We start from the raw sequence: 23,131 nt of genomic DNA, 5'->3' as shown, positions 1-23,131 counted from the left end.
AAAGGAAGGATCGATATGAGAATATTGAACCCCTACGATGAGCAAGGAACATGGTACCGGGGCAGCTTCCACAATCATACGAACAACAGCGACGGTTGGTTTCCACTCGAAACTGTGTATAAGATGTATGGGGATTATGACTTTCTCGCCATTTCGGATCATGACAAAATAACGAATGTGGAAGGGAAACGCAAGATTCCAACGGTTTTTGAAGCCATAGAGGTAAGCAGTCGGAAATCTCACATGTTATTGGTACAACCGCCTCATACCATGATGGAAAATTACACGAATGAATTCACGATCGATCATTATCAAAAGTATGCCGATGCAACGCTAGACCATGGCGGAATCTGTGTCTTAGTTCATCCGAACCGCTATTTCTCTAACTTCTGGACCCTGGAAGATATGATGGCTATGGAGCGCTACACCGGGGTAGAGATATATAACGGGGACGGAAATATCGAATACGATATCGCTTTTGACAAATGGGATGCACTCCTAACCGCTGGCCGGAAAGTCTGGGGATTTGGTAATGATGATTCCCATGTGTATGGGCAGGAGAAACAAGCCTGGAATATGGTGCTGGCGGAAGAAAACACGCAAGAAGCCATTCTGCAGGCGATTAAAGAAGGTCGATTTTATGTATCAACAGGCTTTGGGTTCGAATCCATCAAATGCGTTGGGAATAAGATCATCATCGATTTGAAATCCAATGAATTGCTCGACAAAATGTATAAATACGTTACGTTGTTCGGCAGCGGAGGAAGAGTGCTGCATGAAGTAACAGGTAGAACGAGACATATTGAATACGAATGCCAAGGCGATGAAGGGTATGTACGTATCAGTGCCTATATCGAAGGTGGCTACGCGGCATTCTCACAACCTTTGTTTTTGGAGAAGGATTAATTTAAAAGTTTAAGATTAGGATGAGGAAGATGACTGTAAAAATTAAGGACGTTGCTATTCGGGCGGGTGTATCGACGACAACCGTATCGAGAGTGTTGAATGGCGAAAAATATGTCAGGGAAGATCTCAAGAATCGAGTGAATGAAGCGATTCAAGATTTGGGCTACGCGCCGAGCCAGATTGCAAGAAGTTTGGTTCGCAACAAAACCAATCTATTAGGCGTCATTGTACCGGACCTGACTTCAAGTTTTTACTCGACGATCCTGAGTTCCATTGAACAGACAGCGACTTCCAATGAATACAACTTGCTCGTATGCAACATTAGTGAAGACATCGAAAAAGAGTATAAATACTTGAATATTTTCAAGGAGATGCGTGTCGAAGGTATTATTATCATGCACGAGAAAATTAATGAGAAAATTCGCGAGTTTATTAATAAATTAGATATTCCCGTCATTTTCTCGAGCGTCAAGCCGATGGATCAATCTTTTATTTCGGTCATTGTCGATGATTACGCGGCGGCATACGATGCAACGAAGTATTTGATCGAGATCGGACATGAACGGATCGGGTTTATTGGGGGAGACATGCGGGATATCACGTCAGGACAGAATCGCTATAGCGGATATCGGAATGCCCTGAGCGATCATGGGATCAAAATCGTCCACGAGCATATCCGATTTGGTGATTATAAAGTGAAAAGTGGTTATGACATGATGGGCGAACTGCTTCGTTACAAGCTCCAACCCACGGCCGTCTTCGCCGTCAGTGACGATATGGCGATTGGAGCCGTGAATTGTATCGCTGACCACGGATTACGGGTGCCTGAGGATATCTCCGTGATGGGCTTCGACGGTAGTCAATTGACGGAATTGGTAAGGCCAAGAATTACTTCCATGGAACAGCCTATCCATCATATGGGTAAGGTTACTGTTGAGACGTTGCTCCGGCTGATATCCGGCGAGATCCAACAGGAAGAAGATATCATATTAGGCCACCGTTTGGAAGTGCGGGACAGCTGCAGAAACGTTAAATGAACTCAGGCGAGAAGGCGTGTTTCCGCTGGAAGAGACAGGGAGATGGATGCGTTGAAAACATATGATGCCTTTGTGATCGGGGATGCAAACGTAGATTTGGTGATTGTCGGCTGCAACCAATTACCGCTGCCGGGACAAGAGATATTCGTGCGTGACATGAACCTTCATGTCGGAGGAGGCGCGGCTTTGTTCAGCATTACACTTGCCAAGCTGGGGAAGAAATTAGCCTTCAAAGGAATCGTAGGCACAGATTATTACGGTCAATATATCCTCGAACAATTCTATCAGTGTGGTATCGATACCAGCTTTATCGAAAGAAGCGATCGGAATAAAACAGGCATTTCGATCGCGATTAATCCTGAGAACGATCGCTCCTTCATTTCCTATGCAGGGACGAACGCCGAGCTTCAAGTTGAGCATGTTGCAATCGAAGATCTCATGCCATCCCACCACGTTCATCTAACAGGATATAAAGGCAGTGCGAATCATGCGGCATATATGAAGATAGCGCAGAAGTTGAATCAATCCGGCATCACCGTTTCGTTGGATGTAGGATGGGATGACACCGGGGAATGGTATCACGGCATTTTTGATCTGATGGATTGGATTGACGTGTTCTTCATGAATGAGACAGAGGTCTTACATTACACGGGATGCAAGACGGTGGAGGATAGTATTCAATTCATTGCAGCTAAGCGCAAAAATGCGGTCATTAAATTAGGTGCGCAGGGTGCAGTCGCAATCATACACGGAATCGTAACGCATTGCCCGGGTTATAACGTTCCCGTCGTTGATACGACGGGGGCAGGGGATTCTTTTAATGCGGGCTATATATTCGGATTTCTATCCGGCATGCCGGTGAAGGATTGCCTCGTATACGGAAACGCTTGCGGAGCGTTATCGGTAGGTGAATACGGAGGCAGCGCTGGTACGGTAGACTTGCCAACATTGGTAGAATTCATCCAAGAACGGTTATCTGAAAATATCAAAAGTTGAATCGTTGAGCGACCTCTTAAAGGAGCATAGATCTATGACAACTGTGAATCCAATGCATGCAAAACTAGCAAAGTTAAAGAGCAACTATACTAGTAGTTACTGGGGAAAACGCATCATTGCCGAATTAGAATATGCCAACCGGATATCGGTGGTTCATGCGCATAAATATGACGAACTTATCGATGGCGCCGCTACATATGTACTTAACCTTGGCTTAACCCATGGGACGATTAGCGAGCATACAGCAAGGCATGCTGAAAGCATGTTATCGGAGCTGGCAGATGAAGCGAAGTCCTATCGAGTGCTCTGTGCAGCCCATGCCCATTTGGATATGAATTTCTTGTGGGGTTGGGATGAAACGGTATCGGCCACATTAAATACATTCCGTACAATGCTGGACTTGCTCGATGAATACCCCGATTATAAGTTTTCTCATAATCAGGCTGCCGCTTACCATATCGTAGAGACGTATGATCCCGAAATGCTCGAAGAAATTAAGCGCAGAGTACATGAAGGGCGTTGGGAAGTACTTGCTTCAACATGGGTTGAAGCGGACAAGAACATGCCGAACGGAGAAAGCATGACCCGGCAATTCCTATACGCGAAGAACTACATTTGTTCATTATTCGATTTAGCTCCGGAAGATTTACAGATTGATTTTGAGCCGGATACCTTTGGTCATAGCGCAAATGTACCCGAGACGCTCCATCATGCGGGTATTCGTTACTATTATTATTGCCGCGGGCATAACAACGACGGGCATCATCTATACCGCTGGCAATCGCCATCGGGTAAATCTGTTATTGCCTATAAAGAACCTCATTGGTATGACTCTCGAATCGAACCAGGCATGGTCATGACGGTCCCGGAATTTTGTGCCTCTACAGGGATGAAGACCATGATGAAAGTCTACGGCGTTGGCGACCATGGCGGCGGTCCGACACGCCGTGATCTCGAGCGTGCGATCGATATGAATAGCTGGCCGATCTTCCCTACCCTACAGTTCGGCACGTATGCTGAATATTTTGCTGATGTAGAAAAAATAAGGGATCAACTCCCTGTTATTCAACAAGAACTGAATTTCATTTTTACGGGATGCTATAGCTCGGAGGCGCGTATCAAGAAAGCGAATCGTGTGTCTGAGACTCTATTGAATGAGGCAGAGGTTTTTGCTAGTCTTTCTAACTTATGGACTTCCGCTATTTATTATAGAAAGTCGTTCGAAGAAGCGTGGAGAAAGACGTTATTTAACCAGTTCCATGACATCCTGCCAGGCTCAGGCGTGTCAGAGACGCGCGATCATGCCCTTGGGACATTCCAAGAAATCGTAGCCTTGGCGAATTCCAGAAGAAGCGCGGCGATTCGGCAGCTTGCAGCGCAAATCGATACATCTCGTTATATTGTTGAAGACGAAGATTTACGCGAGAGCTTCTCCGAAGGAGCAGGCGCAGGCGTAGGTGTGAAAGACCTGTTCCGGATAGGAGAGAGTGACCGTGGGAGAGGAAAAACCCGGGTATTCCACGTATTCAACTCGGCGTGGAGAGAACGGAATGAACTTACGGAAATTACAATCTGGGATTGGAATGGAGATATCAGGAACCTGGCGTTCTATGACGATGAAGGGAATACCGTTGCGTATCAATTCATTGATCGAGGGTTTATGGAACATTGGGGTCATTTCTATTTGCGAGTTCTGCTGGATGTCGAAGTTCCTCCGATGGGATACAGCACGTATATCCTGCAAGAGCAGGAAGGGAATATGGATGTTTTAACAGCAGATGATTATTATTTAACACGGGAAAATATACCGCCGAATGAAATGTATTCCTTTACGTTAGCGAATGATCGTATCATCGCGGTTCTCGATCCACAATCCCTCAACCTGATATCTTTGATGGATAAGCAGACTGGATCTGAATACGTAGATCGCAACCGCCATGGGGCATGTTTTCGGTTTATTGAGGAAGATGCGTTTCAAGGCGGGGGGAATGCCTGGTTAGTTGGCAGATACCGTAAAGTAGAACCTCTCACACAGGGATTGCACATCGAAGCATGCGATTTAGGCATGGATAAGTTACGCCAATCGGTTACCTATCGCGTACCCTTTCGCAATTCTAGCTTACGTGTAACCATTTCTCTCGACCGCGGCAGTACTCGGCTGGATTATGATGTCGAATGTGATTGGCACGAGTACGGTCGGAAAGATGATTTTACGCCACAACTGCAGTTTGTCGTTCCTCTTTCGTACCCATGTGATGCGTACAAATACGATACGGCATTCGGCACCGTCCTTCGAAATCCGATGAATCTCGATGTCCCGGCGAATAGTTGGTCGGTAGGCATACCTCAAGATCAGGCTAAAGGGCTAATGCTGATTACAGATAGCAAGTACGGTTTTCGAGGCGTGGAGGATTCCTTATCCGTCACTTTATTACGAGGTTCTTACGCACCCGATCCGCACCCGGACACGGGTACTCATACGATGCGGATGGCTATTGACATCGTAGAATGCCATAACAATGCATCTTTAATCGAAGAAAGCTACAGGTATCAACATCCGCTCAATTATGTTTCTGTGAAGGCTCAACGTGGCACATGGCCATTAAAGCAAAGCTTGATGAGGGTAGAAGCAGGGACTGTTGCCATCTCAGCTATCAAACTGCCCGAAGTAACGATAGAGGTGCCTCGTTGTTTGATTCGGGTCTATGAAACAGAGGGGATAGCAACCATGGCAAAGCTGAATTTATACCGAAATGTGACGGGCGCTTATTGGGTGGATATTATGGAAAAACATTCGGGGGATCATCCTATCCAGATTGCCGGCACAATAATTCAATTTCCGGTGGAAGCCTCTTGTATAGCGAATCTGTGCGTTGAATTTGCACCTTAACATGGGGGAGTGAACAAAGTGACGAATAATTTGCAGTTTCGAGACGACGGTACGTTTAAAATTGTGCAATTCACGGATATGCATCTAGGGGATGGAAAAGAAGATGAACGGGGCCTGGACGATAAGACGCTAGCGTTAGTCAAGCGGATCGTGGAATGGGAGCAGCCAGACCTCCTTGTGCTTACGGGAGATATGATTTGGAGTCATGGCGTACCAGAACCGCTGGTCTCATTCCGCAGGGCGATCTCAACGGTGGTTGAATCCGGTGTTCCTTGGGCAGCCGTATTTGGCAATCATGATGCTGAGGAGGGCGTAACGAAGGAAGAGCTGCTTCACATCCAACAAGAACACAGTAGTTGTCTGACGCAAGCGGGTCCGACTGACATTACAGGGGTAGGCAACTACTTGCTCACAATTCAAGGTTCAAATGAGGGTAGTGATAAAGAAGCTGCCATCCTCTATTTTCTCGATTCCGGGTTGATGGCCCCTGATGAGGTCGGCGGGTATGATTGGATTCGCACGGACCAGGTTCAATGGTATGTCAACCAATCCCGTGAGATGGAAGAGCGTAACGTAGGGAAACTCCCGTCCCTTGCCTTTTTCCATATTCCGGTTCCCGAGTATGACCAGCTGTGGAAGACGGGGTATGTTAGCGGCACGAAAGGGGAACGCGTCGAATGCGCCAAAATCAACAGCGGATTGTTCACAGCCATGGTTGAACGGGGCGATGTATTGGGTACGTTCGTCGGGCATGACCATGACAATGATTATGCCGGAGAGCTTCATGGCATTCGCCTATGTTACGGTCGCGTAAGCGGGTATAACTGCTATGGCAAGCTTCAACGAGGAGCACGTGTCATTCGCATGCAAGAAGGTGAACGGGAATTTGAGACGTGGATCCGATTGGATGACGGAGGGATCGTGCGATGAATGAGATGTTCGGATGCTTCGAAGATGCCGAAGCCATAATATATCCTATTTTCAAGGAAGACATGGAGCATGGAAAATTGCAAGTCAAGAATGGGCAATTTACGTTGATAATGGCAACGACGCGTATGTCCGCAGGTGAGCAAGGGAATTTAACTTGGATCGCCGGTGACGCGAAGAGACCAGATCTATTGCTCGTGGGGCTGGGTACAAAAACGAAGGCAAATGAAGAAATGATTCGTCATGCCGCGGGCTTGGCAGGAAGGTCTATCGTAAAAGACCAACTCGGGAAGTTTCACGTATCCTTCGCTGCCTTCGAACACGTTCCACTGCATCTTGCTGACGTTGCCGGCGCATGGCTGGAGGGCTGGTTGCTCGGAACCTATACGTTCCATAAATATAAGTCGACAGCGAAGGAACCATATGTTCCATCGTTAAGGCTGGATGTCGTGCAAACACAAGAAACCGAAGATCGTATTCGTAGAGCTCTGTCCCTCGTCCAGGGAACGATACTTGCGAGAGACCTCGCTAATGAACCTCCGAATGCCTTGCGACCAGAGACGCTTGCCCGCAGGGTTCAAGAACATTTCGCCCATACTTCAGTAGGTGTAGAAATATTGTCAGGGAGCCTTTTAGCGGATGAAGGCATGGCAGGATTACTGGCGGTAGGCCGAGGTAGCAAGTATGCTCCTGTATTCATTAAATTGTCCTATGTTACTGATCATTCCAAACCGCTTATTGCTCTGGTGGGCAAAGGAATCACGTTCGATACCGGGGGAATCTCCCTCAAGAAGGATTACAATATCAGCGATATGCGAATGGATATGGCAGGCGGGGCCTCGGTCATTGGTGCCATGGATATTCTGTCACGAAGCGGTTTGCCTCTCAATGTAGTAGCCCTTATCCCTGCTGCTGAGAACATGCCGGGCGGCAATGCGCTATTGCCAGGCGAAATTCTGACCTATGCGAACGGACTCACCGTGCAAATTGGAAATACCGACGCAGAAGGCAGGCTCGTTCTTGCAGATGCGCTGCTGTACGCACATCGCCTCGGTGCACAGGAAGTCGCGGATATTGCCACATTAACATACTCTTGTACAGGGGCTTTAGGTTCGAAATATGCCGGCGTATTCGGTGATCAAGCGTTGGTCGATACGATGCGTGAGGTATCCGCCAAGGTTGGCGAGAAGGTGTGGCAATTACCCCTTGCAGACGAATACGACAGTTATTTGGATTCAGATTGCGCCGATGTATGTAACGTAAGCAGTGTCGGAGAGGCAGGCGCGATTACGGCAGCCTTATTCCTGAGGAGATTCGTCCATCCGTCGCTGAAATGGGTGCATTTGGATATGGCGGGATTAAAGGATGTTGCTGCGACGAAAGGATATACCGTACAAGGTGCAACGGGGTACGGTACTCGTCTTTTAGCGGCATGGGTCCTCCACCGCACAGCGCAGCATGCGAAATCACAAGCTTGATTCCGTACGAATCCGGAACAAGCGTTAGGAGAGTTACGCGATGAGAACAATACATGTACAAGGGATTCAGAATGGCCAACCCGTGACGAAGAACGTCGGGCAGTTGATCATGGGATCGGGGAACTTCTTGCGTAAGAACGATTTGGAGCACATAGACCGCATGTTCGACACGTTCCTTCGGGTTGGCGGTAACATGATTGATACGGCGCACCAGTACGGCAGATGTGAGCGAGCCATCGGTCAATGGCTCGAAACCTCGGGGCGAAGAAGCGAGTTGATGATCCTGACCAAAGGGGCTCATCATGACGACGGGGAATCAGGTCCTCGGGTTAACCCCCGGGCAATCACGAAGGATTTGCTGGAAAGTCTGGAACGGCTTCGGACGGATTTCGTGGACCTCTATGCATTGCATCGCGATGATCCGAATGTCGAGGTCGGACCGATCATGGAAGTGCTCAACGAACATCTAGAAGCTGGACGTATCCATGCCATCGGCGCATCGAATTGGACGCATGAACGGATTCAGCAAGCGAACGATTACGCGAAATCCCACGGGTTGATTGGCTTCACGTTCAATAGCGCCAACCTAAGCTTAGCGAAATGCAGGGTACCCCGTTGGGAAGGATGCGTATCGGCGGGACGTGAAATGTGCGATTGGCATGCCGGAAATCAAATGCCGATATTGTCTTGGTCATCGCAAGCAGGCGGGTTCTTCACGGGGAGATTTGCACCAGATAAGCTGGAGGATGCGGAGATGGTCAACGTCTACTACACACAGGAGAACTGGGAACGCTATGCGCGGGCAGAAGCGCTTGCTCAACAAAAAGGCGTAACACGCCTGCAAATCGCATTATCCTATGTGCTGCATCAGCCATTTCCTACGGCTGCACTTGTCGGGATGGAAACGATCGAAGAAGTCACAACCTCCTTGGACGGATTACAAATTGAACTATCCCCCGAGGAGATCAGATGGCTGGATTTGTTGGAAGGAGGAGAGTTCATTGCATCATAAGTTCGCCGCACAATTGTTTACATTACGGGAGGCCTGCAAAAAGGATTTCTATGGAACGCTTCGTAAACTGAGCGAGATGGGGTGGAAGTCCGTTCAAATTGATGGGTTGCACGGATATCCAGCCGTTGAAATTGCGGCTGCTCTTCAAGAAACAGGGCTATCGGTAGCAGGTATGCATGTCAGTCTGTATCGTCTGAATATGGAGTTGGATGCCGTATTAAATGAAGCAAAATTGTTTGGAACATCATACTTTTACTTAAACTCCTTGCCGACAGATATGCAGAATGAACCCGGTTATCGTGAAGTGAAACGAAGATTGCTCGAAATCGCATCTCTTGTCCAAGATCAGGGATTCTACGTAGGCTACCATAATCACGACTTTGAATTCCATACGGAAATTAACAACCGCGTGGCCTTGGATTATTTGCTCGAGCCTGAGAAAGGTCAATCACTTCTGCCGGAAATTGACACGTATTGGGTCAAAAAGGCTGGCCGTGATCCGTTAACCTACATCTCCCAATATACAGGCCGGAAATTCCCTATCCTTCATTTCAAAGACATGACGAATGACGATCGGCAATACTTCGCAGAGCTCGGCACAGGTTCGATTGATTTCGCACCTATACTTCAATGGGGTGAGGCGAATGGCGTAGAATATTACGCGGTAGAACAAGACTATTGTCCAGGTGATCCGTTCGATAGCTTGGCGCAATCGCTCGAGTATCTAGTTAAAATCACGAACAAAAATCGTTGAAATTGCAACATAGCAATATTCTTCCGTAAGCCGAACGCGCACTCCTTGAGAGCCTTTCGGCTTTTGGAATGTCTTCACATCTTCAAATTGTTATTCTCCTCCTTTGGCGAACATGCTACACTGTGCTTAACGAATTCATTACTAGAAACAAAGCAACGTCTGCAGGAGGATCTTCATGGCAATTCAAGTTATGACATCCATTGCATCTCACAGAAATCGGTGGAGTATGGATACGCATTACCACAACGATTATGAAGTATCCATCGTACTAGAAGGTTCTGCGGTGTTGGAGTACCATCATCGCGAATTTAACATGGAAAAAGGCAGCGTTGTCCTCATACCGCCGAACTTCCCGCACCGATTCTGGACGAATGATGCCGTACGATTCGGGGTCATGCAGGCATCCGATTTGCCAAAGCCGCTGGTACAGCGATTCTATCAGTTAACTGAACCAGAATGTCCAAGGCTCATTCACTTGTCACAGGGAAGTCGGGATATCTATGAATCTTTATTCCGTAACTGGTTGAAGGTCGTATCCCAACCGCTTCAGGAAAAAGAAGCCGTTATTTCTGCGTGGATCGAGCTCTTTCTCCTAACGTTGCTGCAGCATTCGAATACAGACGCACATCGCATGTCCATTGCAAGCACGGCCGACTATATCCGTAATCATTTGCACCAAGAGATTCGTGTGACAGCATTGGCCCAAATGGCTGGCTTATCCGTGTCGGCTTTTCGCAAGGAATTTACGAAATCCTATCGCGTATCTCCGAAGCAGTACCAACAGATGCACCGTTTAACGGAAGCGAAGTGGCTGCTGCGAACCTCGGATCAATCTATCGTGCAAATCGCGGAACAATTGAGTTTTTCGGGCATTCATCAGTTCAGCGCATGGTTTCAACAGACTGAAGGGATTTCGCCCTCGAAATGGAGGAACCAACAACAAGGCGACTATCCTAATGATTAAAATTTGAAGCGATTTCATTAAATATCCATCACATTTCCGTAAATACAGTCACGTTTATCGGATTTATAGTTAAGACAGAGCAAATGCTCCAATGAATCCAAAAACGTACAGGTGGTCGGTATCATGATGATTAAAGTTGGAAATCGTGAATTAGAGTTAGGTGGACCGCATTTAACGGAGTTAAGAAGTTCGAACGATGTTTTACATAATGTACAAGCGGTTCGTGAACGGATGGAGGAAGACGGGTATTTGCTGATCCGAGGATTCCATGATCGAGACCAAGTACTAGATGCCCGTCAAGCGATACTCCAGAAAATGAACCAGATGGGAAAAATAGAACGAGATACGCTCCTTGAAGAAGGTGTCATCGCGGATGGAAGCAAGAGTATTTTTATGGGTGGCACCAATGAGGATTTGCCTGCGCTTCTCAATGTGTTGAATGGGGAGCATGTCATGCGTTTTTTTGACGAACTGTTGGGCGAGGAATCGCTTACGTATCATTACAAATGGCTGCGAGCGGTAGGTACAGGGGATTTCACGGGTGCGCATTATGACATTGTCTATATGGGACGGGGAACGCACAACGTATATACCGTGTGGTCTCCGATCGGCGATGTCTCCTACGATTTAGGAGGGCTTGCCATTTGTTTAGGCTCCCATCGATTTGAAGCTCTGAAACAATCTTACGGTACCAAAGATTCAGACCGGGATGGGATTGGACACTATACGGATGATCCACTGATCATTACGGAGAAGTTCGGCGGGCAATGGGCGACAACGACATTTGAAGCTGGCGATGTGCTGATTTTCGGCATGTTCTTGCTTCACTGTTCACTTGAAAATACGACGAATCAATACCGGATTAGCGTTGACGCGCGATACCAATCCAAGAACGAACAGATCGATGAGCGATGGAGCGGCAAAAAACCGCGAGGCCACCATAAATAACTGGAGGGATACGAAATGGAATTAACATGTTTTCATGCCTTTTGGGGGATGAACGGAACGTTACGGGACAAATTCGAGAGAGCCGCTCAGCATGGCTATGATGGGATTGAGGCACCTCTTCCAACACCGGATGAAGAAAATGAGTTTATTGAACTGAAGGAAGAATTAGGCCTTGCATATATCCCGCAAATTTTTACGAATGGGGATCATGAGGAGTCCTTTCTTCAACAAGTCGAACAGGCAATCAAATATCATCCCGTATTAATCAATTCGCATAGCGGAAAAGATTATTGGAACGAAGACATGCAGGATCAGTTCTTTGCGCATGCCATCCAAGTGGAGAAGACGTATGGTACGCCAATCGGGCACGAAACCCATCGCGGACGTACCATGTTCTCGCCATGGTCTACGGCAAGGCTCCTTCGAAAATTCCCGGATCTAAGAGTTACGGCGGATTTCAGCCACTTTACTTGCGTCTGTGAATCGTTGCTCCATGATCAAGAAGAAGACATGGCTCTCGTCATGGACCGAACCATTCATCTTCATGCCCGCATAGGGTTCGAAGAAGGGCCGCAAGTGGCGCACCCTGCCGCACCTGAATATGCTATGGCATTGGAAAGGTTTGAACATTGGTGGGATACCGTGTTCAAGGCGAGGCAGGATGAAGGCTGTCGTATTTTAACAATGACCCCAGAGTTCGGACCGCCAGGGTACATGCCAACAGTACCTTTCACGCATCAACCCTTAGCGGACTTATTTGAAGTCAATCATTGGATGGCAAATCGAGTAAAAGATCGGTTCAGCCGCATATAGCAGCTAAAATATCGCAAGCCGCGAGGGATACGCTCCCTGCGGCTTGTTTTTTTAGATAATCGTATAGTTCGGCTTCACTTTCGTGAAATGTGGATTCTCACCGGTCACCATCAATCCCATGCCCCAATCAAAGTGAACATTTTCAGTCGGGAAATCGCTCGCGTCTTTGTATTGAAAAAGCACGTTCCTGCGCGTACGCGAGCTTCGGTTCGGATCTGATCCATGAATGGTCAAGTAATTAAAAAACAACACATCGCCCGCGTCTGCAATACAAGGTGTCCCATCTTTGGTAGGGTACTCCTTATGATTCAAATAATAAGAACCGACGTGAGGAAGGGAGCCTTCCTTGTGGGATCCTGGAATGACGCGAAGGCAGCCATTCTCTTCATCTGCATAATCCAGATGGACGCTTGCAGCCAACATCGTATGGTTCGCATGCGGGAAATAAGGATAATCCTGATGCATTGGAAATGCCGCGCCATTCTCCGGCGGCTTCACCAACATTTTGGAATGATGGAGTTGAACGTTGGGACCAATGATCTGTGATAAAATGTTGCGCATGTTGGGATGTACAATGGCTTGCATAAATGCAGCATCATGATAATGTACATCATGAAATCCCTTAAGGACGAGCTTCTTCAACTGTTCTGGAGGAAGGAAGTCACCCTGCCACGCGGCATTCGCATCCGCTTTGGATTTTGCAGCACGTTGAATAATTCGTTCGACCGCTTCCCGCATCTCTTCGACTTCTTGTTGATTAAAAACGCCTTTGACAAGCAGGTATCCATTTTCTTTGTAAAAATCCACATCTTTAGGTTCGATCATGATTTGGCCTCCCTCGATACTTACTGACAATTCATAGTTACTACGCTTATAATTATAGAGATCCTAGTTAATCGTTGTCTTTTTGGACAGAGGACATTTTTTTATAAAATAAAGCCATGATGGACTAAAGGCGGGAACATTGATGTATCTGGGTAAAGAAACGACTTCTTTGTTAAATGAGATCGCAACCGTCCTACAGACGAGTGAAGCATCATTTAAAGTCCATTATTGGGGCGTGAATCCACAGTTATTTGATAATCCCATTCATAAGCATTCGTTCTTCGAAATATGCTATGTCCTTACGGGCGTAGGCGAATATACGGATGATGGGGTGGAATACCAGCTTCAAGCAGGTACCCACTTTTGTTCCAGGCCCGGCGTGACCCACCAAATTCGAACGCAAGCAGGCCTGTTCTTGCTTTATGTCGCCTTCGAAGTAGACGAATCATTGACCCAAGTACCGGTACGGGAAGCTTTTGAACGACTCAGCGAAACGATGAAAGTATGCGTGCTGAAGGATGATCAGCATCCTACCTCGCTATTATGGAAATCACTGCTGCTGCAAACGGATGAAGACAAAAATCTTCCTGCGGCAGCCGTTCCCTCGGTGGCCTACGCCTTGATTCAGTCGTTCGTTACGCTCTTTGGAGCACAGGGTCCGAAGCAGGAGATGCATGTTAAACGCAAAAATTCGAATATGCTGATTCAGCAAGCCAAGCTATACATCCGAGACAATTTAGCAAGACCGCTGAGTCTTGTCGAAGTCGCACACTACTTAAATGTATCTGAGCGCCATTTGTCCCGCTTGTTCTCCGCAGGCATCGGTGAGAGTTTTACAGATTTTATCCGGCGGGAGCGCGTTAGGCAAGCGACACGCTTACTCATAAGTAGTGATCTTCCGATCAAAAAAATCGCGGATCTCACGGGGTTTTCATCGGTTCATTATTTTACGCGTGTCTTTATGGAGGATATGAAATTGCCCCCAGGCAAATTTCGCCGCGAGCGAAAGCACTTGACTTAGCGTTGTTCGATAGGAATCCTTTGAGAGGAGGTATGGCATGAAACTTCATATATTGAATGCAGATATCCATAAGTATTACGACCAATTTACAACATTTATCGATGGATGCATGTATCCAAATGATGGGGAGCAGAATCTTACGATTCCTTCACATGTCGGTACGGGAAGCATGAATCGAATACGCATACGCCCAGGTATGGAAATCGTTATCGCGGATATCACTTTCCATGAAGATATGAAACTTCAAATCCAGGAAGCTTGCCCGTTATTTGAACTAAGCTATTGCCTTCACGGTGAAATCTATTGCGAATGGAATGGGAAAGAAAGCCATACGGAACAACTTACGGGCAATGTTCTCTTCTTGGAGAATGAGCTGGTATATGAAGAAAAGAAAGCAGGGCTAAGAAACCAATTGCTTGAAATACGCTTGTCTCCCGAAGCCTTGCTGCAATATGCTGGGGATATTCCAGAAAAACAGAACATGCAAAAATGGCTACAAAGGTATAAAGGGAAAATTGATCGTTACCCGGATTCACCGTTAATCCATAAATGTGTGTCTGAATTCATGAATTGTACGTATCAGGGCTCCATGAAACGGCTGTATATGGAAAGCAAGGCAATGGAGTTCATTGCTTTATTCGGAGAAGTTGAGGGACTTGGCCCCGTGGGGGGCAAACCTTTTCTAAGTCGCGATGATATGTCCAAGTTGAATAGCGTGAGAGAATTAGTTATGAAACGCTATGAACAGCCGTTATCCATTCGTGAGTTATCGAGACGGGTAGGACTTAATGAATTCAAATTAAAAAAAGGATTTCGTGAATTGTACGGCATGACGATATTTGAGCTTGTTCGGCAGCAAAGAATGGAAAAAGCACGTTGGTATATGGAAGTGGAGCGATTAAATGTAGGTGAAACCGCGGTATCGGTTGGTTATAGCAATATCAGTAATTTCACAACGAATTTTCGCAAGCATTACGGCTGTAACCCAAGTGAATATGTAAAGCGCATCTGTCAACGAGACGTAATCTCGGATGAATATCAATAAGTAGAACTCCTTCTAACAAGAAGGGGTTCTTTTTTTGTTCGCTCCCTCCTTAGGGAAAGAAAATCCTTCTGCGGGTAGCACGAATAATCCATGTAAATGATAATGATTATCAATTAATGGGATAGAAAGGATGAAGTACAATGAATCGCAAATCAACCCATCTAAGGGCAGATATGGAATCAGAACCTCAGGTTGATCCACAGCGTTGGTATGCGCTTGCTCTTATTTTGCTGCCCACGCTGCTTATTTCATTGAACAACTATATGATGCAAGTAGCACTTCCGCTGATGCAAACCAGCCTACATGCCAGCTTTTCAGAAGCGCAGCTTATTTTTTCGGGATATTCGTTAGGACTAGCTGTGGCGTTAATCGTAGGGGGGAAGCTGGGTGATATGTATGGCAGGAAACGATTGTTGACCTTAGGCGTGTTAGGTTTTACAGTCATGAGCTTGTTAGGGGGCATCGTGTCACAACCCGTCATCCTTATCGTGATCAGAATTGTCCAGGGGCTGTCCGCAGCGATGATTCAACCGCAAGTCCTGTCGATGCTGCAGATCAATTTTCTGCCAAGAGAAAAGGGATTGGTATTTGCCATATATGGTGCTGTGATAGGTGTGGGATTCACGCTCGGATTAATCCTAGGCGGATTTCTAATAGATTGGGATCTGTTCGGACTTGATTGGCGCATCGTATTTCTATTTAATGTACCTTTCGGCGTATTGGTACTCTTGTTTCTTCCGATCATTCCTGAATCCTATGGTAAGGTGAGAGCAAAGCTGGATTGGGTTGGTACCATCCTATTGACGCTGGGATTATTGCTTTTGATTATTCCTATAACTTTGGGACAAAAGCAAGGATGGCCACTATGGACATGGGGCTGTCTCATGATTTCAATCCTTATATTACTAGCTTTTCTAGCTGTCCAGTTAAGGAAGATGAAAGGGCAGAACGAAGGTTTAATAGATCTGTCTATATTTAAAGCAAATTCATTTGGTATCGGGATCGTGACGGTTATCGTTATCTATCTCAGTATGTTCTCATTCTTCTTTATATTGAATTACTATGTACAATCCGGTTTGCATTATGACGTTCGAGCGGCAAGTCTAGTCTTTCTTCCGCTGGGAGTGGGTTATTTTCTTACCTCACTATTATCATCCAGGTTGGTGCAGAAATGGGGGAACGTTGTGTTGAAAACAGGCGCTTTACTCATGGGCATCAGCAGCCTGCTCCTCATGGGGTCGATGTATTTGGATGCAGGGCATTTGTTCATACCTCAGAATATCATACTGTTGTCCGTATATGGACTGGGGCTTGGAATGGCCACGACACCACTTTCCAACATCGTTCTCAGCATAGTACCCGCTATAGAAGCAGGGACAGGTTCAGGATTATTTACGACCTGTATGTATGTATCCAATTCACTCGGCGTGGCATGCATCGGTATTCTATTCTCATCTTCACTGGGGCAAATTCAGTCCTTAGCTAACCTCGAGGATTATACCCGAGCATTCTCAATTTCGATTGCAGTCAGCGGAGTTCTTGCTTTTATTGCGTATGTTTGTATTCGTCACTTACCGGAATCTTATAAATGAAAGGCTGTGTCAATACTCCTTTCATGTGCCAACGGAAGCCATTTTACATTTTTGTTGAGTGTAGCACACGATTCTGGCGCTGGGGAGGTCGCGGGAATAAGACAGCAAGATTGCGAAAGATGTTCGATCATTCGAGTACAAAAAGGAATAATCATTTTAAAGAATGCCAATTATCTCGTATAATAGGAACATAACTGTAAGATAGAAAGAATAGAGACATGCATATGTTGAACAAAATGAGTTATTGGAGGAACACGGCAATATGGCAAAACCACCAAAACGTCCGACGAGAGACGAGTTTGTACTAGAGGATATAGCAAATCAATTGACCGAAGCCAAACAAGAAAGCTCCGAAATCGTATTAACGGTGTGGGGGAAAGAACAACCGATCCGCGGTATTATTACAAATATGGTGCCACGAACAGGGAAAGTACATGTCCAGGGAACAGAGGGTGAGAACCAAGTTCCATTCATGGACATCATGAAAGTAGAATATCCGCGAGATTAATCGGCGAATAGTTGAGAGGACGAGACGATGATCAAGAAGGAGCTTGCTACGTTGCAGCTCCTTTTTTGGTATGCATATGAAGTTAAATGAGGTCTAATTCTTTACATAGCTCTACCAATTGATGAACGCCTAAGAATTGTTGTCGACTGCGCTGATGGATGCTCTGAAGTGCTTGTTCCGTTACTTTCTTAGCTTGTTCGATACTGTGATGTTCCACGGCTTGAACGATTTCTCTCATATTCTCTAAAAAATAGACGGTTCTTCGCAAGGTACGGATGAGTAAGATTTGCCGGATGTGCATTGGCGTGAAGATCCGGTATCCATTTTGAGGATCTCTAAGGGGTGCGATCAATTCTTCTTTTTCCCAATGCCGAATGGCCGATTCTTGGACATCGGTAAGTGATGCTGCTTCGCCAATGGTCATGCGATCTCTTAGTTGTGTGTTCTTGAGCATCGGAAGTTCTGGATTCTGCAGTAGCGCGAGCGTCTGATCCGCGACGACTTTCTCTTGTTGCAGGATCGATTGTTCTTTATTCACGATCCAGAAGGCGGTATCCATCTCGGAATGCTGTATATGCCGCAGGACATTACAAGTTACAGGTACGCCAAATCCAGGGAACATTGCACGGAGGCAGCGAAAATAAGCCAAATGAATTTCTGTATATTGGCGATAGCCATTCGTGCTGCGAGCGGGTGTTGGTACGACACCCCATGATTCGTAATGCCGTAATGCACTTGTACTAATTTGCAACTTTCGTGCAATGTCGATTGGCTTATACAATTTCATGCCCAGACCTCCTTGGCTTAAATAGGTTATCACTATACCAGAAGCATTTTAATTAGGCAAACCCTAAATCAAAACTATAAAGTGTTTAGATAAACTTTTATATCGAAAATATCCTTAGACTAATTAAAATACCGTGCATACCTTATCACTTGCATTAGTCTTGTAAAATAGATGATGTACGTGAAAATTCCATGATCCAAAGGAAGGGGAACAGAACATGAACATTGTATATGAAGTTCCAAACACGAAAGAGTATCTTGAATTAAGAATCGCTGCAGGTCTTGGGGCCAAGGATGAGGCCATCGTGGAGAAATCATTGAATCATTCACTTTTCGCTGTCATTTTAAGAGGAGATGATTCAGAACTTCTTGGCATGGGCAGAATCATCGGGGATGGCGCCTGGTTTTATCAGATCGTAGATATTGTCATTGCTCCTTCTTATCAGAGTCAAGGGTTCGATGACATCATCATGCAAGAGCTAACGAACTATTTGAATCACAACGTTGCTCACGGTGCTGAGGTAATTCTAATGGCAGACGTACCGAAAGTAAGCTTTTATCAGAAATTCGGCTTCGAATTTACGTACCCTAATTCCATTAGTTTGTGTAAAAAGATATAATTCGTATCATAAAATACGATTGAATTAGGGGGGGATATCGAATGAATCATCAGACGATCGCTGTCATTTCAGATATTCATAGCAACGTTCATGCCTTAGAAGCTGTCCTAAGCGACATTGATTCACGTGGAATAGACACGATTGTGAATCTAGGGGATGCCTTGTTCGGCCCAATCGAACCTAGTAAGACTGCTGAATTACTCATGCAGCGGCCCGAAATGATTCACATCATGGGAAACTGTGATCGGTATTTACTTATGGATGAGATGGAATCCGCTACGTTTAAGTTTGTAAAACCGCTGCTTTCGAAGGATATCGTGGAATGGATAAGATCATTCAAATCGTCGTGGGTCATGGAAGGTTTATTCTTTTGTCATGGAACTCCGTTTTCTGATGAAGCCTATTTGGTAGAGGAGATTAACCCAAATGGGGTATTCGAAAGATCTGTTGGGGCGATTATGGATGAACTAGCACCTATTGCTCAGCAAGTGATTTTATGCGGACATACCCATCTACAGAAATCGTTGTGGCTCCCGAACGGAAAACTCATTGTGAATCCTGGAAGTGTTGGACTCCCTGCCTATTTCGAAGAACTACCTTACCCGCATGCCATGGAATCAAAAACACCACATGCTAAATATGCGATCGTTCGGCACAGGGGTCCTTCGTGGATGGTTGAGCACATTCAAGTCCCATATCATTACGAAATGGCTGCAGAAAGAGCGGAACAGAATGGACGAGACGATTACGCCTACGCGATAAGATATGGAATGGCGAATAGCCTCTAAGTGCGCAGAAAATGGTTTTTAGTTATTCTCTACCTAGAATCGCAAGACAGCGGTTGTATAATGAGGGGGAGAGGGGGAATTTAGATGCATAACATACTCGATGTTGCTCATACGCTAGTCCGTCATATTCAAACCCATTATCCGGATGATATTGCGATCGTGGCTTACTACGGATCTTACGCCCAAGGAACGGCTACGCAGCGGTCGGACCTGGATTTCTTTTTCATTTCAGCTACATCCCGTGGCTACGACGCTAGCTTGCAGTTTGTATTGAACGATATTAGCTTTGACTTTTGGCCAATTAGTTGGGAACGAGCAGCAAGAATGGCCGCATTCGAAGAAACGAATACCTCGATTATCGCGGATTGCAAACTATTGTACGTCCGTTCGGAAGAAGATCGTGTCCGATTTCTGCAGTTACGCGATACGATCGCCGAAATGCCTAATCACGGATTGAAATTAGTGGAGCGAGCCGAGTCGCATATGCGTGATATTTACGCCCACGTATATAACATGACTTACAACCAACATCGAGATGACATGACCTTATACCGAGTTGATGCCCATGCTGTCATTACGAAGGTGCTCGAGAGTCTAGCCCTTTTAAATCGGACATATTTCACGAAAGGTTGGGGTAAAAACGCGGAGCAATATAAGAATTTCGCAATCCGGCCTGCTCGCCTCGAAGAAGCCATAGATACCATTATACATGCTCAAAATTGCGTTGAAATTCGAGTTGCCTGTGAGGGACTCGTACACGATACACTTGAATTGTTGATCGAACAAAAAAATACATATTCGAACGGTCCGTCTTATCCTGATCGGATGCGAGGTTTCTATGAGGAGCTGAAAGGCATCTTCGACAAACTTCTAACCGCATGTGAAAAGAAAGATTATGCCTCGGCATTTTTCTGGTCGATTGGGATACAAGATGAACTTGCTCGTTTTCTGTACTATTCGGAAAAAGGACATTGGCCCCTCACGGTGGAGCCTAACATCGTCTATCAGAACCACTATTTTGAAGCGGGACTCCCGAATTTAATAACGCTACTCAACCCTGATGATTATGAACCGCTGCAAGTGGCAGTCGAGGATCTACAATGTAAGCTAGAGTGTCACCTTCGCACTCGTGGGGTAGATATTCATCGTTTTTCTTCTATCCCTGATTTAGAAGAGTTCCTCACCAACCGAATTCCTAATTAATGGATAGAACACGCGTGTAAGCCGCATCGTTGCGGCTTTTTTTGATTTCAGGATGGGATTATGAAATGAATCTGCTATAATAGTCTGCATGTTAACTATTTACAGAGGATGGTAGAAATGAAGCATATTACAATTTTAATCGCCGACGATGAACCGGAAATTGCAGATCTGATCGCGTTGCATCTCCACAAAGAGGGGTACCACATCATGAAAGCAAAGGATGGGAAAGAAGCCGTACTTGCGATTCAAACGCATACGATCGATTTGGTTATCCTGGATATTATGATGCCCTACATGGACGGGTATGAGGTAACTCGACAAATTCGGGGAAAGTATTCGATGCCCATCATTTTTCTAAGTGCCAAAACGAGCGATTTCGATAAGATCACAGGCCTTGTTATGGGGGCTGACGATTATATGACCAAACCGTTTAATCCCATGGAATTGGTTGCTCGAGTTAATGCCCAGCTGCGTCGCTCTACGCAATTAAATCAACCGGTGGCTGCCAAAAGTTCAGTGTTGGAAATAGGCGGACTCGTCATCGATCCCGATCAACATACCGTAATTCTATACGGAGAATCGATTGATTTAACGCCGAAGGAATTTGATATCTTGCATCTGCTAGCCAAGTACCCGAAAAAGATTTTTAGCGCGGACAATATCTTCAAACAGGTGTGGGGCGAGGCTTATTATGAAGGCGGGAATACGGTTATGGTACATATTCGTACCTTACGCAAAAAACTCGGCGAAGACGTGAATCGCAACAAACTCATCAAGACCGTGTGGGGAGTGGGATATACCTTCAATGGCTAACATGATACGAAGCTTTCGATTCAAAATGTTATTGATATTGGGATGCAGTATGCTGCTATCTGGTTCTATTACCTTTACCCTTTACAAAGTGCTCCAGTATTACTATCGGTCCCAGGTGTTGTATGAGGATCCCTTGACTTCGGTCCGGTACTTCATCCGAGATGTTGGAGATTTGAACTTCTTTTTGATTTTTTTCATTCCGCTGACGATATTGTTCTACTTTCTCCTCACCAAACGATATGGGACCTATTTTAAAGAGATATCGAAAGGTATTCATCGTCTGGCGAGTGGTGATTTTCAAAGCCGTGTCCAAATTAATTCGCGCGACGAGTTCGAGGACATTGCAAGAGATATGAATCTCGCAAGCGAAAAGTTACAGAAAGCCGTAGAACGCGGTGATTTTGCAGAGAACAGCAAGGATCAATTAGTCTTGAATTTAGCTCATGATTTGCGTACGCCGCTGACTTCCGTATTGGGCTATTTGGATTTTATTCTGAAGGACGAGCATTTGACGCCGGAACAAATAAGACATTATGCGAATATCGCATGGGCGAAGTCGCAACGCCTTGAGAAGCTCATTGACGAACTATTCGAGATTACGCGAATGAACTACGGCATGTTAACCGTAGATAAAAAACCGATCGATTTAAGTGAGTTGCTCCAGCAGCTGATTGAAGAATTATATCCTGCATTTGAAAAAAACCATTTGATTGCTAGACTCCATGTTTCAACGCAACTCAATATTTTGGGGGATGGAGAGCTGCTGGCTCGTGTATTCGAGAATCTCCTGACCAATGCAATTCGATATGGGAATGATGGACAGTATGTCGATATTCATGGTTATGTCATAGAGGATCAGATCGTGGTTCAAGTCATCAATTATGGAGATCATATCCCGCCGGAAGATGTGCCGCATCTTTTCGATATGTTCTATATCGGTGACCAAGCCCGATCACATCAAGGCGGCAGTACCGGACTTGGGTTGTTCATCGCAAGAAATATTGTTGAGCGGCATCACGGGACGATAGCGGCCGAGAGCAACGTGGCTCGTACCCTTTTTGAAGTGCGATTACCGAGCGAACAGGCTCCACAAGAGCCCTAACCAACTTCCAAATGTGATAATTTAAGAAAAACTTTATATTTACCTTACTTCTTTTTAAAAAGTTTATCCTATCCTAAATAAAGGTTCGAAGGACAGGAGGAAT

General features: G+C 45.7%; 21 protein-coding genes and 1 pseudogene. 20 read left to right on the top strand and 2 right to left on the bottom strand.

Annotation, left to right across the window (positions count from 1 at the left end; all coding sequences use genetic code 11):
* Nucleotides 1–15 precede the first annotated feature (15 nt).
* The 11 genes from BVG16_RS21590 to BVG16_RS21540 all read left to right on the top strand — a co-directional run bounded on the left by BVG16_RS21590 (nucleotide 16) and on the right by BVG16_RS21540 (nucleotide 12,725).
* The gene (locus BVG16_RS21590) at nucleotides 16–906 is read left to right on the top strand and encodes a CehA/McbA family metallohydrolase (protein ID WP_078501271.1); all 891 of its coding nucleotides are present in this window, start codon (nucleotides 16–18) and stop codon (nucleotides 904–906) included.
* 29 nt (nucleotides 907–935) lie between these two features.
* The gene (locus tag BVG16_RS21585) at nucleotides 936–1,943 is read left to right on the top strand and encodes a LacI family DNA-binding transcriptional regulator (RefSeq protein ID WP_078501270.1); all 1,008 of its coding nucleotides are present in this window, start codon (nucleotides 936–938) and stop codon (nucleotides 1,941–1,943) included.
* A gap of 51 nt (nucleotides 1,944–1,994) precedes the next feature.
* Nucleotides 1,995–2,939, top strand: coding sequence for a carbohydrate kinase family protein (locus BVG16_RS21580; protein WP_233147128.1), 945 nt, complete (start codon nucleotides 1,995–1,997; stop codon nucleotides 2,937–2,939).
* Nucleotides 2,940–2,973: 34 nt separating this feature from the next.
* Complete coding sequence (locus BVG16_RS21575) at nucleotides 2,974–5,829, top strand: glycoside hydrolase family 38 N-terminal domain-containing protein (RefSeq protein ID WP_078501268.1); 2,856 nt, start codon at nucleotides 2,974–2,976, stop codon at nucleotides 5,827–5,829.
* 18 nt (nucleotides 5,830–5,847) lie between these two features.
* On the top strand, nucleotides 5,848–6,759 hold the full coding sequence (locus BVG16_RS21570; protein WP_078501267.1) for a metallophosphoesterase family protein: 912 nt from the start codon (nucleotides 5,848–5,850) through the stop codon (nucleotides 6,757–6,759).
* Nucleotides 6,756–8,234 (top strand): leucyl aminopeptidase family protein, encoded by a 1,479-nt coding sequence (locus BVG16_RS21565; RefSeq protein ID WP_078501266.1) that lies wholly within the window; start codon nucleotides 6,756–6,758, stop codon nucleotides 8,232–8,234. The genes BVG16_RS21570 and BVG16_RS21565 overlap by 4 nt, the downstream gene beginning before the upstream one ends.
* A 40-nt stretch (nucleotides 8,235–8,274) precedes the next feature.
* Nucleotides 8,275–9,246, top strand: a complete 972-nt coding sequence (locus BVG16_RS21560) for an aldo/keto reductase (RefSeq protein WP_078501265.1) — start codon at nucleotides 8,275–8,277, stop codon at nucleotides 9,244–9,246.
* Entirely contained in the window at nucleotides 9,236–10,000 is a 765-nt protein-coding gene (locus BVG16_RS21555; RefSeq protein ID WP_078501264.1) for a sugar phosphate isomerase/epimerase family protein, read from the top strand. Before BVG16_RS21560 ends, BVG16_RS21555 begins: the two co-directional genes overlap by 11 nt.
* A gap of 175 nt (nucleotides 10,001–10,175) precedes the next feature.
* On the top strand, nucleotides 10,176–10,964 hold the full coding sequence (locus BVG16_RS21550) for a helix-turn-helix transcriptional regulator (protein WP_078501263.1): 789 nt from the start codon (nucleotides 10,176–10,178) through the stop codon (nucleotides 10,962–10,964).
* Between the two features lie 123 nt (nucleotides 10,965–11,087).
* On the top strand, nucleotides 11,088–11,912 hold the full coding sequence (locus tag BVG16_RS21545; RefSeq protein WP_078501262.1) for a phytanoyl-CoA dioxygenase family protein: 825 nt from the start codon (nucleotides 11,088–11,090) through the stop codon (nucleotides 11,910–11,912).
* A gap of 15 nt (nucleotides 11,913–11,927) precedes the next feature.
* A complete protein-coding gene (locus BVG16_RS21540; RefSeq protein ID WP_078501261.1) occupies nucleotides 11,928–12,725 on the top strand; it encodes a sugar phosphate isomerase/epimerase family protein in 798 nt (265 codons plus the stop codon).
* A gap of 51 nt (nucleotides 12,726–12,776) precedes the next feature.
* Here BVG16_RS21540 and BVG16_RS21535 read toward each other — a convergent pair whose 3' ends face one another.
* Nucleotides 12,777–13,550, bottom strand: a complete 774-nt coding sequence (locus tag BVG16_RS21535; RefSeq protein ID WP_078501260.1) for a phytanoyl-CoA dioxygenase family protein — start codon at nucleotides 13,548–13,550, stop codon at nucleotides 12,777–12,779.
* Nucleotides 13,551–13,692: 142 nt separating this feature from the next.
* Between BVG16_RS21535 and BVG16_RS21530 the strand changes: the two genes are divergently transcribed.
* The 4 genes and pseudogenes from BVG16_RS21530 to BVG16_RS21515 all read left to right on the top strand — a co-directional run.
* The gene (locus BVG16_RS21530; RefSeq protein ID WP_078501259.1) at nucleotides 13,693–14,571 is read left to right on the top strand and encodes a helix-turn-helix domain-containing protein; all 879 of its coding nucleotides are present in this window, start codon (nucleotides 13,693–13,695) and stop codon (nucleotides 14,569–14,571) included.
* A gap of 37 nt (nucleotides 14,572–14,608) precedes the next feature.
* Nucleotides 14,609–15,616: a helix-turn-helix transcriptional regulator gene (locus BVG16_RS21525; protein WP_078501258.1), complete on the top strand. Its 1,008-nt coding sequence runs from the start codon at nucleotides 14,609–14,611 to the stop codon at nucleotides 15,614–15,616.
* Nucleotides 15,617–15,756: 140 nt separating this feature from the next.
* A complete protein-coding gene (locus BVG16_RS21520; RefSeq protein WP_078501257.1) occupies nucleotides 15,757–17,208 on the top strand; it encodes an MFS transporter in 1,452 nt (483 codons plus the stop codon).
* A gap of 241 nt (nucleotides 17,209–17,449) precedes the next feature.
* A pseudogene (locus BVG16_RS21515) lies at nucleotides 17,450–17,716 on the top strand (YolD-like family protein); the annotation flags it as partial.
* Nucleotides 17,717–17,798: 82 nt separating this feature from the next.
* Here the strand turns inward: BVG16_RS21515 and BVG16_RS21510 are convergent.
* Nucleotides 17,799–18,503 carry a TioE family transcriptional regulator gene (locus tag BVG16_RS21510; protein WP_078501255.1) on the bottom strand — a complete coding sequence of 235 codons (705 nt, stop codon included), beginning with the start codon at nucleotides 18,501–18,503 and terminating at the stop codon, nucleotides 17,799–17,801.
* A gap of 217 nt (nucleotides 18,504–18,720) precedes the next feature.
* Between BVG16_RS21510 and BVG16_RS21505 the strand changes: the two genes are divergently transcribed.
* From BVG16_RS21505 to BVG16_RS21485, 5 genes are all read left to right on the top strand, one after another.
* Complete coding sequence (locus tag BVG16_RS21505; RefSeq protein ID WP_078501254.1) at nucleotides 18,721–19,122, top strand: GNAT family N-acetyltransferase; 402 nt, start codon at nucleotides 18,721–18,723, stop codon at nucleotides 19,120–19,122.
* A gap of 41 nt (nucleotides 19,123–19,163) precedes the next feature.
* Nucleotides 19,164–19,910, top strand: a complete 747-nt coding sequence (locus BVG16_RS21500; protein ID WP_078501253.1) for a metallophosphoesterase family protein — start codon at nucleotides 19,164–19,166, stop codon at nucleotides 19,908–19,910.
* Nucleotides 19,911–19,994: 84 nt separating this feature from the next.
* On the top strand, nucleotides 19,995–21,113 hold the full coding sequence (locus tag BVG16_RS21495) for a nucleotidyltransferase domain-containing protein (RefSeq protein ID WP_078501252.1): 1,119 nt from the start codon (nucleotides 19,995–19,997) through the stop codon (nucleotides 21,111–21,113).
* 117 nt (nucleotides 21,114–21,230) lie between these two features.
* Entirely contained in the window at nucleotides 21,231–21,926 is a 696-nt protein-coding gene (locus BVG16_RS21490) for a response regulator transcription factor (protein ID WP_078501251.1), read from the top strand.
* Nucleotides 21,919–23,028: a sensor histidine kinase gene (locus BVG16_RS21485; RefSeq protein ID WP_078501250.1), complete on the top strand. Its 1,110-nt coding sequence runs from the start codon at nucleotides 21,919–21,921 to the stop codon at nucleotides 23,026–23,028. The genes BVG16_RS21490 and BVG16_RS21485 overlap by 8 nt, the downstream gene beginning before the upstream one ends.
* Nucleotides 23,029–23,131 lie beyond the last annotated feature (103 nt).

It is taken from the genome of Paenibacillus selenitireducens (genome assembly GCF_002021565.1).
In the GTDB taxonomy this organism is placed as follows: domain Bacteria; phylum Bacillota; class Bacilli; order Paenibacillales; family Paenibacillaceae; genus Paenibacillus_K; species Paenibacillus_K selenitireducens.
This window is presented reverse-complemented; position numbering and strand designations above follow the sequence as displayed.